Source organism: Streptococcus sp. CCH8-H5, assembly GCF_001556505.1.
GTDB lineage: Bacteria > Bacillota > Bacilli > Lactobacillales > Streptococcaceae > Streptococcus.
In genome coordinates this window covers 1-238 of the sequence record NZ_LSIZ01000013.1, presented here as the reverse complement: position 1 = coordinate 238, position 238 = coordinate 1, and the positions used below count along the sequence as shown (strand labels likewise).

Sequence of the window (238 nt, the reverse complement as noted above, 5' to 3'; positions counted from 1 at the left end):
ATTATTCTAGTCGATGACGGTAGTGGAGCTGATTTTGCACCGTTATTTGTAATAGCTGATAAGAAAATGTACGAAAATAAAAGTCAAAAAGGAGAACGTCGATGATGTTTCAAGATGTTGTTATTGTCATTCCTGCCTATGAACCTGATGACCGTTTGTTGGAACTTTTGAAAAATATTCGGGATAAGGAAAATCAAATGTTTGACATTATTCTAGTCGATGACGGTAGTGGAGCTGA

General features: G+C 36.1%; 1 protein-coding gene. It reads left to right on the top strand.

Going from position 1 to position 238, the window contains the following annotated elements; genetic code table 11:
* Nucleotides 1–101 precede the first annotated feature (101 nt).
* On the top strand, nt 102–238 hold a 137-nt coding region (locus AX663_RS10540; RefSeq protein WP_141760009.1), incomplete at its 3' end, for a glycosyltransferase family 2 protein.